Source organism: Paenisporosarcina quisquiliarum (assembly GCF_027563315.1).
Lineage (GTDB): Bacteria > Bacillota > Bacilli > Bacillales_A > Planococcaceae > Paenisporosarcina > Paenisporosarcina quisquiliarum.
In genome coordinates, this window is the sequence record NZ_JAMKBJ010000006.1 from 166,624 (window position 1) to 178,101 (window position 11,478).

The window sequence follows — 11,478 nt, forward strand, 5'->3', positions numbered from 1 at the left end:
CCGGCTTTTATTTGTTTCATACGAATAACAAGAGCTCTTTGTGGTCAACCTTCATACTAACGAAAGTAGGTTTCCCTTATTTTCACTTTCAATTAGTTTTGTTGATGAAAGGATGTGCAGATTTTGTTTCTTGCACCACTGCTCCTGTTTTTCTGGATTGTCACTATTTTAGTGGCGGGCTGCACGGCAGATGCACAAGCTTTTTTGTACGAGCAGGCCATCAGTTTTCATTTAGATTTATCACCGAATCTTAAAGACTTGCTTATTACACATGACATTCATCTACATAAGGAGTTCTATATTATCCAAAAAGTTGGTCACATATCTGCTTTTGGATTATTGTACTTTTTACTACTTGCCACAATAAAAAGACTAGGACATGCTTTTATTTTGTGCAGTCTCTTTGCATTTTCTACCGAAATCTTACAGCTGTTTTTCCACCGTAATGGGCGACTTTTTGATGTGGGAGTAGATTTAATTGGAATTCTCATTGCATTTTTTATATGTAAATCATTAATCAAAAACTCGAATTCAAAAGAAGTTTACGGAGTATCGGGATAAAATGAGCATGTATTTAATTCGATTACCGAAAATTACGAATCATAAAAATAATCTGTTTTCAATGTTTTTTTGAAGTGATACTATGTAAATGTGACAAATTAGTGAATTATTAATTTTGCTCCACAAACCGACATTTTTTTACAAAAGCAATTAGTTATGATGTTTCTTGAGCGTAAATGCTCCACAAAATTCAGACAAAAAATACCATATATAATTAAATGGAGGAAAGGAATAATCATGACAAATTTACACCTGAAAGTGCTTTTGCTTGGGCAAATCAATATTAAGAGGAGAGTTATGTATTATAAAGCAAAGCATTTTGGTTTTACGCATTCAAGTGTAGTCGCATGCAGCCAAGAGCTTGATACATTGTTGAATAAATACCAAGGAATTTAATGGATTGATCATTGCATACACTAAAAAAGGAATCTAAAAGCCACACGCTTTTTAAAGATTCTTTTTTTATATTTTAAAAACATAACTTTCGCAGAGATGGACAATTTATAAATTGAATATCCTAAACTTAAAGTGTTAGATCGAAGGAATTGGTGCAGGCGTGACTTTGCCGAGACGAAGCATAGGCCAAAAAATATTTTTACAACGTGGACATCGATTTTTCCTACGTCAACGTCGATAATTACAACCAAGGGTCTGGCTTCTTCTCGTAGCCTTGGATCGACAACTTAAAACCGATCAATTTAGACGATATATATTAAATTTGAGCTAAAAATAGTTACTAGACATATTTCCTGTTCACACATATTTTTTAAGTCATCTATCAACTTACCCAAGTTTAGTAGATTTACTTGAATACGATAAATACAGGATACATTCATGAAAATCTGATTCGCTAGCGGCATGTATGTTTATCTTTTAGGCGAGGATTATATCATCTACAGAGTAAAGCGGGAGATGGAGGCCTTGTTACAATTAAGGAGAATGGAAATAAATGAATAAAAATCATCAAAGTGAGCAATATGATTTGCTATTGAAAGATTGGAAATCAATATTTGTAAATTTGGTAACTGAAATGACAGTAATTTCAGAGGCTGTTCGATTCGCTTGCTTGAATCAATGGCTAATTGGAGATGAACGGAATGGCTGATTTCCCAATCGTCTTAGTGGACGATTTTCAGGGTGCAACGGATTCTATCAAGATCCAAGCAGCAATAAATTTTGCTGAAACGAATAATCAAAAGGTTGTAGTAAGTGGAAATAGAACGTATACCTTGAATGCGCCAATTGTGATTAAGAAAGGTGTCGAGTTGCAAGCAAGTCGTGCAACACACTATACCGTACAAGGCAATTTCCGGGTGTTTGAACTTCAGCAAAATGCTTCATTGGTAGGTGGTTTCATTACAATAAATAGTTCGAGTTACAATTCTGACGTTATTTTTTTGGATGGAAAATACCAATATGAAAAAACGCGTGTGAAGGATTTGTATTTGACGAATTGGTCCGGAAAAAATGGAGGAACGGCAATCAAGCTATATGCAGGTGCAAACGGCAGCAAAATTCAATATATCAATTTCGAAAATATATCCATTTCGAGGTTTTCGAAAGGAATATTTTTGCAAGCAGTGAAACCCGCGACTGGTGAAGCGTGGGTCAATGCCAATCGGTTCGATAAAATTACTATCGATGGATGTACAGATATGATTGTACTGGACTCCTCAAAGCAGCCACCAAATGAATGCTCAGGCAATGTCTTTACCAATCTTCAAATCCAACCTTCCAGTAACACCAACAAGCTGTTTACGATTACTGGAACAGAAAATCAATTTGAAGGAATGTCATGGGATTTGCATTTCATCAAACATACCAATCCTGTTGTCGAGTTTAAAGCGGCCAGTGCCGGCAATCAGTTCCGAATCTTACTTCCATACAATCGAATCGTCAACAATGGAGATCATAACAATAGTATAGGGAGAGATATCATCCCGTTAACTACAAGTGATCCGAAGAACCCAACGATTGGGCAAATATGGTTAAGGGTGGATTTATAATGACCACACCCATCACGTACCAGAAAATCCAAACAGCTAAAGGGATTCTTCGGGTTCCTATTTACAAGGTTAGTGATGTAAAAGATTCATCTTTACGGATTTACACTGGCAAAGGAATCGGCTGTTATGACCTAGTTTCACCCTCAAATGTTACTCCCTTGCGCGTCATGACTGCCAAAGGAATACGAGGAATTCGCACCATTTAATGGAGCCCCTCGATTTACAGAATAAATAGTTTGGGCCAAACCAGCAACATCATTCGTTGCTGGTTTCTTTTGTGAAATGAAAATTTCTGATCTAATGAAATTTATGGTACGCTTGTCTCAAAAAATAATGGGGGAAATGAAATGACTAAAGAAACGAACTGGTGGAAGAAAAGTGTTGTGTATCAAGTGTATCCGCGCAGTTTTTATGATTCAAATGGAGATGGAATCGGTGATTTACAGGGCATCATTTCAAAATTGGATTATTTGGCGGAGCTTGGTGTAGACGTGATTTGGCTAAGTCCGGTTTATGATTCGCCGAATGATGACAATGGTTATGATATTAGGGATTATCAAAACATCATGGATGAATTCGGCACAATGGCGGATTTTGATGAGTTGTTGGAAGCTGCAAAGGAACGAAATCTCAAAATCATTATGGATTTGGTCGTCAATCATACATCAGATGAACATGCATGGTTTGTTGAGTCAAAGTCGAGTGTGGACAATCCTAAACGAGATTATTACATTTGGGCACCAGGGAAAAACGGTCAGCCGCCGAACAATTGGGGATCGGTGTTTGGAGGTTCCGCTTGGCAATGGAATGAGGAAACACAGGACTATTATCTTCATCTGTTTTCAAAAAAACAGCCTGATTTAAATTGGGAACATGAAGAATTGAGACAGTCGGTATATGACATGATGCGTTTTTGGCTTGATAAAGGAATTGGCGGATTCCGCATGGATGTCATCAATTTCATTTCAAAAGTTCCAGGCTTGCCTGATGGCGATAAAAAAGAAGACCAAGCATTCGGAGATGGAAGTCCATACTTCATGAATGGTCCTAAAATACATGACTTCTTACACGAGATGAATCAGGAAGTGCTTTCGCATTATGACGTCCTGACAGTTGGAGAAATGCCGGGTGCGTCACCGAAGGAAGCCATCGATTACACGAATCCTGAAAATAAAGAAGTGAACATGATTTTCACGTTCGAACATATGGATTTGGATAGCGGACAAAATGGAAAATGGGATTTAAAACAACTGGATTTGATAGACCTAAAAGAAAATCTTGAAAAGTGGCAAACGTCTCTTCAAGGCAAGGGATGGAACAGTCTATATTGGAACAATCATGACCAGCCTCGAATTGTTTCGCGTTTCGGGGACGATGGGGAATATCGCGTGCAGTCGGCAAAAATGCTTGGGACTTGTTTACATATGATGCAAGGGACACCTTATATTTATCAAGGTGAAGAAATCGGCATGACGAATGTGGCGTTTGAAACGATTGATCAATATAAGGACCTTGAAACGTTAAATATGTATAATGAAAAAATCGAACAAGGTGTCGATCATAATACAATTATGCAATCTATTTATACAAAAGGTCGCGACAATGCCCGTACCCCGATGCAGTGGTCATCCGAAAAAAATGGTGGTTTTACAACGGGAACTCCTTGGATTGAAGTGAATCCGAAGTACACTGAAATAAATGTGGAAAACGATTTACAAAGTGAACAATCGATTTTTGCGCATTATCAGCAGTTAATCAGTTTGAGGAAACAGTTGGATGTCATCACAAACGGAGACTTTAATTTACTATTCAAAGATCATCCGCAACTATTTGCTTACGAACGTAAAACTGAAGCAGAAAGCCTTCTCGTGTTATGTAATTTCAGTAAGAAAGAAATACTTCTGGAAAAAGATGTGGTGAAAAACTATTCAACTAATAGTAAGGTCATTGTCCGGAATTATTCATCCGTTGAATTGTTAAATGACTTTGTTTTGCGACCTTATGAGGCGTTGGTCTTTTATTCTTCAAAGTCGGAATGAATAGAGCAAAAAATCTAATATAGACGAATCTTTAAAATCATGTATGATAAAAAAGATAACTTCATCATTTAATAGAATTTAACTTAATGGAGGTCAAGAGTAAATGGTAGTCCTTGGTGTGGATATTGGGGGGACGAAAATTCGTTTTGGCGTTGTCGATTCGACTGGACAAGTGATTGAAGATCATGTTGTTCCAACTCAGATTCCTCTGTATCCTTATTTAGAAGAAAAAATCGTTGAATTTTTACAGAACCATCCGCAAATTGAGGCGATTGGAATCGGTACGAGAGGAATGGTTGATGCCGAACAAGGTGTCATCACTTTCGAAACTGAAACATTGCCTGGGTGGCAAGGCACAGAAGTGAAAGCGCTTTTACAGAAAGCGACGGGACTTCGTGTCGAGGTTAATAATGATGCGAACTGTGCGGGTCTTGCTGAAAATCGACTGGGAGCTGCGAAAGGTTTCCGACGTACGGTTTGTTTAACGGTAGGTACTGGTCTTGGTGGTGGATTTGTCATCGATGGTCACATTATGAACGGAGCTCACGGCGGTGCCGGGGAAGTCGGTCATATGATTTTATATCCGAATGGTCACGTTTGTGCATGTGGTCGCCCTGGATGCAGCGAACAATATGTTTCAGGAACAGCGCTTCGACGCTTTATTTCTGAACAGAACATTGTCGACGAAAATAATGAACTCGTATCCCCGAACCGAATGTTCGAATTGGCTCAAGAAGGTCATGTGAAAGCACTGACCCTTACGAAACAATTCACGGGTGATTTAGCCGTTGTCATCAGTTCACTCCAAGCTGTTCTTGATATGGATTGCGTCGTAATTGGCGGAGGTGTATCTGAATCGGCTGATGGCTGGTGGTCCTACTTGCTGGAGGCACTTGAACCGTTGTTGCTGAAGCCATTGGAAGTAAAAAGAGCGAAGTTTGGCAATGAAGCAGGAATGCTTGGTGCAGCTTTACTTGTATGGACAGAAGAAAATTAAGCAAAGGACGTGGATAGATTGGCAAAATTAGTGTTAGAAAATATATCTAAGATTTATGATAACAACGTCACTGCGGTCTCGAATTTCGACCTACAAGTGGAAGAACAAGAATTTATTGTTTTTGTTGGTCCATCTGGTTGTGGAAAGTCGACAACATTACGCATGATTGCTGGTCTTGAAGATATTTCAAAAGGCGATTTTTATATCGATGGCAAACGTATGAATGATGTGCCACCAAAAGAACGTGATATCGCAATGGTATTCCAAAACTATGCGCTATACCCTCATATGACAGTATTTGAAAATATGGCATTCGGCCTGAAATTACGTAAGTTTCCAAAAGCTGAAATTGCAGAACGAGTTAAAAATGCTGCTGAAATTCTAGGTTTGGAACCTTATTTAGATCGTAAACCAAAAGCACTTTCAGGTGGTCAACGTCAACGTGTGGCTTTAGGTCGTGCGATTGTCCGTGACGCTAATCTTTTCTTAATGGATGAGCCATTATCCAATCTTGATTCGAAATTGCGTGTTCAAATGCGTGCTGAAATCGCCAAATTACATTTACGTCTGAAAACGACAACGATTTATGTAACACATGACCAAACGGAAGCTATGACAATGGCATCACGTATCGTCATCATGAAAGATGGACTTGTTCAGCAAATCGGTACGCCGAAAGAAGTATATGACAAGCCGGATAATGTTTTCGTCGGAGGATTCATCGGTTCGCCTTCAATGAACTTCATCAACGGGAAAGTTGTTAATGGACAATTTGTAATTGGAAAAACGTCTCTTGCAATTCCACCTTCTCATACAACTTACTTAAAAGAGCAAGGCTACGAAGGGAAAGAAGTAATTTTAGGTATTCGTCCTGAACATATTACAAACGACGCCCCAGTAGGATCACCGACGTTACCTGTGAAAGTAGAAGTATCAGAACTTACTGGTGCTGAATTGATGATTTACTCGAACATTGACAACCAAGAATTCATTTCACGTGTGGATGCAAGTAGCAACCTTCAGCCAGGTGATATGATTAATCTTGCTTTCAACTTAGAAAAAGGGCACTTTTTCGATAAAGAAAGTGAATTACGTATTAAATAAAGTATTTGAATAATAAAAAAAGTAGGATTGAATGAATAATCTTCATGTGATACGATAAGTTTACTTATTAGTGAAAACGGTTGCACAAACATTTATATGTTTATGCAAACGTTTTCACATATGAAGAGAATTTTTAAAAATTATAAGCTCGGGCTCAAGCTCCTTATTTATTCTTAACTTAAAATTCAACGTGAGCAAAACAAGCTTTTATCTGGATTTTTACATAGAAACTTACATGCGAGTGGGTTGTCCGATTTTTTCTATCTTCCTCAACATGATGACTATAAAGGCTAATCATCATTCGTTTCTCTTCGATTAAGCATATTCACTATTACTTTCGAAAAATAATGCCAGAGCAGTCGTATATAGCTAGGAGCGTATACGTTAATTTAAACCCAATAGAATTTTTAGGATATTTCGCATTAAAGAAATAAAATTATGATGTAAAGTTATGGTAATGAACGTAATTTCTTGTAATGAAGGAGGTAAAGATTTGACTAGAAACTGGTGGAAAGAAGCAATTGCATATCAAGTGTATCCACGTAGCTTTATGGATTCAAATGGAGACGGCATAGGTGATCTTCAAGGAATCATTTCAAAATTGGATTATCTGAAGGATTTAGGGATAGACGTCATCTGGATCTGCCCGATGTACAAATCACCAAATGATGACAATGGTTATGACATTAGCGATTACCAAGACATCATGGATGAATTCGGAACGATGGAAGATTTCACTCAATTACTGTCGGAAGTCCATGCTCGAGGCATGAAATTAATTATTGACTTGGTCATTAATCATACGAGCGATGAGCACCAATGGTTTATTGAGTCAAAATCGTCTAAAGACAATCCGAAGCGTGATTGGTACGTTTGGCGTGACGGCAAAGATGGCAAAGAGCCAAACAACTGGGAAAGTATTTTCAATGGTTCAGCTTGGCAATTGGATGAAGAGAGCGGGCAATATTACTTGCACATCTTCTCAACAAAACAACCTGACCTGAACTGGGAAAATCCAGAAGTGCGTACAGCTCTTTACGACATGATCAACTGGTGGTTAGATCAAGGCATCGATGGTTTCCGAGTAGATGCGATCAGTCATATTAAGAAAGACCAAACGTTCTCTGATATGCAAAACGATACAGATCAACCGTATATACACGCATGGGAAAAGTACATGAACGTTGATGGCATTCAACCTTTCCTTGAAGAACTTAAACAAGAGACGTTTTCAAAATACGATATCATGACGGTCGGCGAAGCTAACGGTGTTAGTGTCGACGAAATCGATCAATGGGTCGGAGAAGTAAACGGTAAATTCAATATGGTATTCCAATTCGAACACTTGGGTTTATGGGATGCTGAAGGCAAGAAAACGCTAGATATCAAAGGACTTAAAAACGTGTTAACTCGCTGGCAAAAAGGCTTAGAGAACAACGGTTGGAACGCTTTGTTCATCGAAAATCATGACAAAGCCCGCATCGTCTCTACTTGGGGCAATGACAAAGAGTACTGGTACGAAAGCGCAACTTCCATTGCAGCTATGTACTTCTTCATGCAAGGTACACCATTCATTTATCAAGGTCAGGAAATCGGTATGACCAATGTCCAGTTCGCATCGATTGAAGAATACAACGATGTAGCGATCAAAGGCATGTACGCATCCAAAATGAGTGAAGGCAAGACGCACGAAGAAATCATGGACATCATCTGGTCATCAAGCCGCGATAACTCACGTACTCCGATGCAATGGTCAGCTGAACAAAATGCAGGCTTCTCAAGTGGTACTCCTTGGATTGGCATCAATCCAAACTACGTTGAAATCAACGTTGAAAACCAGTTGAAAGATGAACAGTCGATCTATCACTTCTATAAGAAGATGATTCAGTTGAAGAAATCGCAGGATGTCTTTACGTATGGCACATATGATTTATTGTTACCGGATCATGAATTTGTGTACGCATATTCACGAACTCTGGGTGACGAACAAGTAATCGTCATTTCAAACTTAGGTGCAACTTCCGTTTCTGTTGATAAAATGGCTGAGCGTGCATTTGAATTCGACAACTTGTTATTAACGAACAAAGACGTGCAGCCTCATGAAGCAATGCACAGCTTCGAGATGGCACCATTTGAGACACGTATTTATAAAATGAATTAATTCGAGAGATCAGTGAAACCTTGCCGATTTGGGAAGGTTTTTATTATGGAGATTAGTGATGGGGGCTCAACAAGTTAACTTGGAGATGAGAAGTGTTTGAGCGATAAATCGTCAGAATGAGATAATCTCCAGTTTGAGCGATAAACCCTCCGAAATGAGCGATAATTTTTTCACAAACGTCAGCGCAGCTAAATATACGTCTCATTGTCCAAGTGTACTAGCCTATGAAACGGTGTCTATTATCCAAACAGGAGCGCAGCGAAATCAAGACCATTAAATCTTTAAACCTGAATGGGAGCCATTCCGCTCATTCGCTCCAGGCTCATTTCTGTGAGTGATGGGTACTGCCAAGATTCTGCAAGTCAACTTGGTGTTGAGACGTGTTTGAGCGGAAAATTTCAATGAATGTATGGAGCAAAGATAATGAAAAAATGGAACTAAATTGGGGATTATTCGTCTGATTTATAAAAGGAGATAAGATACATGAAAAAGATTTTTGTCATGTGGTTATTTATTTTATTGATTATTTCTGGTTGTTCAATGGAAGTTCAAGAGTTTAAAGGTCCAACATCAGAATCAGCGTCCTATGCAGCAATCCTCATCGTAAATGGTGATCAATATTTATCGGTTGGAACTAAAAATCAAGGAGAATATACTCTAGGTGAAGAGGTAGGAAAAGTAGCAACACGATTGCCACCAGAAGTTCTTCCAAAAGACGATTTTGCATCCAATTATTTAGATGAAGGGACAATCATTTATTCGGTTAAGGAAGATAACGAGGTATTTCTCGTTGAAACCAACGAAGAAGATGTCTATGAGGTTTTTGAGAAGTCTTCATAATGATATTTAAAGAATAGAAGGAACGAGAAAAGCACCGTTAAACTTACGGTGCTTTTTGTAGTGATTATTAATAAGATCTTAAAATTAGCGCTTTTTATTAAAATTTTCTGCGGGTTTTGGATCCACTTTATGAACATCATTTTTCAGCATAAAGTAGGAGATGATACCGGAGACTACCGATCCACCTGCGGTAATTAAAATACGTGTTGTGAGAGGGATTTCTGAATACTCTTTACCTAAATACCACAATGACAAAACTGCGACAACGACCATAATGGGAACGACAAATTTAAAACGTTTCATGTAGGATTACTTCCTTTTTACTTTTAAGTGTATCATAAGGAACTATTTTCGAGGGTGGCTATTCGTTGAACTTTAGCGATAGGTATCTTAGTCTGAAAAATCGCGGCTGACGTCTGAAAAAAGTGAATTGGCCTCTGAAAAAATGACGTTCACGTCTGAAAAATCTACCTTGACGTCTGAAAACATGATAAACCTGGAGACAACCCTTCACCCAAATAGTAGCGTAGCGAAAACAAAACCATAAAAGTCATTAAACCTCAACAGGAGCCATATCGATGATCCCCGATTCGTAATGTTGTGACTGAGCGGCAGTCTGACTTTTTTGCGTTGACGTCTGAAAAAATGACGACCACGTCTGAAAGTTGTGAAGTGACGTCTGAATAAAGAGGCATGACGTCGGAAAAATCAATATTTGTCTGACTCACTTTAGAACCGGCTACGAAAAAAACAAGCGACTGAAAAAATCTTCAGTCGCTTGTTATTCTTATCATATTGTCTAGTTGCGGAAGCCCAGCTCGCACCTCCGCTTGGGGCAACAGGATGTTGGTCATGAAGGCGTTCCGACACGATGTCGGGTTTTTAGCCTTCCTACCTAACCTCATTCGAAAACGTGTTTTCGATTCGGTCTTTCCACCGTCGGAGTCGAGCTAGAGTGGGCTCCTCCACTTTTCTAATTACCAAATGATTTCCCATTTGCGTTCTTCGGCTACTGCTTTCAGGCGGGCTTCAGGGCGGACTACTACGGGGTTGCCGACCATTTCCAGGACGGTGATGTCTGAAATGCTGTCGCCGTATGCCGAACTGTTTTCCCAATCGATATCTAAACCTTCGAGTGCTTTGTCGATCATTTCGTTTTTACGTTCCCCTTGGATGTGGTAAATGCCATTGTCTGTATCAATGATCCCGTTACGAACTGGAATCTCTGTGCCGATGACATTGTGAATAGCATAGTCGCGGGTCACTTCGTTGAGCATCGGGGTAAATGCACCGGATACCAGCAGGACATGGTCTCCATCGATTAGATGCTTCTGCAACCGTTCGACGACTTTAGAGTTAAGATCTTTGTTCATATCTCGGGACATATCCTCAAAATATTCCTCGATTTCACTTTGATGCATGCCTTTGAATGTGTCCAGATAGAGTTGCATGGATTTAGCTTTCATTTTGTTTTCAGGATATATTTTCATTTTATACGCAAGGTAGGGCTTCATTAAAGCTCGATAAAACGATTTATATTTTCTGGAATGGACAGGATGTTCCTTCATATAGTTCATCATTAATGTAAAAGTTTCTTGCGGGTATAGTGTCCCGTCAAAGTCAAAGATTGCTACGCGCATTGTGTGATCACTCCTGTTCTGATAATTCTAGTTTATCATGAATTTCATGTATTGATGGAAAATTCTTAAATTACTCAGAGAGAGTAGCCACTTATAAAATGGAATTTAAATTCCACGGAGGGGCGTTAAG

12 protein-coding genes are annotated in these 11,478 nt (G+C 38.9%); 10 read left to right on the plus strand and 2 right to left on the minus strand.

What is annotated here, in order from left to right:
- Positions 1–123 precede the first annotated feature (123 nt).
- The 10 genes from M9R32_RS09105 (at position 124) to M9R32_RS09150 (ending at position 9,708) form a co-directional block, all read left to right on the plus strand.
- Positions 124–561, plus strand: coding sequence for a VanZ family protein (locus M9R32_RS09105; protein ID WP_269926425.1), 438 nt, complete (start codon positions 124–126; stop codon positions 559–561).
- Positions 562–798: 237 nt separating this feature from the next.
- Positions 799–957, plus strand: a complete 159-nt coding sequence (locus M9R32_RS09110) for an aspartyl-phosphate phosphatase Spo0E family protein (RefSeq protein ID WP_269926426.1) — start codon at positions 799–801, stop codon at positions 955–957.
- A 553-nt stretch (positions 958–1,510) separates the two neighbouring features.
- Entirely contained in the window at positions 1,511–1,666 is a 156-nt protein-coding gene (locus M9R32_RS09115; protein WP_269926427.1) for a hypothetical protein, read from the plus strand.
- Positions 1,659–2,567: a hypothetical protein gene (locus M9R32_RS09120; protein ID WP_269926428.1), complete on the plus strand. Its 909-nt coding sequence runs from the start codon at positions 1,659–1,661 to the stop codon at positions 2,565–2,567. Before M9R32_RS09115 ends, M9R32_RS09120 begins: the two co-directional genes overlap by 8 nt.
- Positions 2,567–2,773 carry a hypothetical protein gene (locus tag M9R32_RS09125; protein WP_269926429.1) on the plus strand — a complete coding sequence of 69 codons (207 nt, stop codon included), beginning with the start codon at positions 2,567–2,569 and terminating at the stop codon, positions 2,771–2,773. Before M9R32_RS09120 ends, M9R32_RS09125 begins: the two co-directional genes overlap by 1 nt.
- A 141-nt stretch (positions 2,774–2,914) precedes the next feature.
- Complete coding sequence (locus M9R32_RS09130) at positions 2,915–4,606, plus strand: glycoside hydrolase family 13 protein (protein ID WP_269926430.1); 1,692 nt, start codon at positions 2,915–2,917, stop codon at positions 4,604–4,606.
- Between the two features lie 103 nt (positions 4,607–4,709).
- Positions 4,710–5,603 carry an ROK family protein gene (locus tag M9R32_RS09135; protein WP_269926431.1) on the plus strand — a complete coding sequence of 298 codons (894 nt, stop codon included), beginning with the start codon at positions 4,710–4,712 and terminating at the stop codon, positions 5,601–5,603.
- An 18-nt stretch (positions 5,604–5,621) separates the two neighbouring features.
- Positions 5,622–6,707, plus strand: a complete 1,086-nt coding sequence (locus tag M9R32_RS09140) for an ABC transporter ATP-binding protein (RefSeq protein ID WP_269926432.1) — start codon at positions 5,622–5,624, stop codon at positions 6,705–6,707.
- 493 nt (positions 6,708–7,200) lie between these two features.
- Positions 7,201–8,868 carry a glycoside hydrolase family 13 protein gene (locus tag M9R32_RS09145; RefSeq protein WP_269926433.1) on the plus strand — a complete coding sequence of 556 codons (1,668 nt, stop codon included), beginning with the start codon at positions 7,201–7,203 and terminating at the stop codon, positions 8,866–8,868.
- A 483-nt stretch (positions 8,869–9,351) separates the two neighbouring features.
- A complete protein-coding gene (locus M9R32_RS09150; RefSeq protein ID WP_269926434.1) occupies positions 9,352–9,708 on the plus strand; it encodes a hypothetical protein in 357 nt (118 codons plus the stop codon).
- A gap of 84 nt (positions 9,709–9,792) precedes the next feature.
- On the opposite strand, the gene M9R32_RS09155 is transcribed toward M9R32_RS09150, so the two are convergent.
- Both M9R32_RS09155 and M9R32_RS09160 read right to left on the minus strand, forming a co-directional pair.
- A complete protein-coding gene (locus M9R32_RS09155; protein ID WP_269926435.1) occupies positions 9,793–10,011 on the minus strand; it encodes a hypothetical protein in 219 nt (72 codons plus the stop codon).
- Positions 10,012–10,685: 674 nt separating this feature from the next.
- Positions 10,686–11,348 carry an HAD family hydrolase gene (locus M9R32_RS09160; protein ID WP_269926436.1) on the minus strand — a complete coding sequence of 221 codons (663 nt, stop codon included), beginning with the start codon at positions 11,346–11,348 and terminating at the stop codon, positions 10,686–10,688.
- Positions 11,349–11,478: the final 130 nt, after the last annotated feature.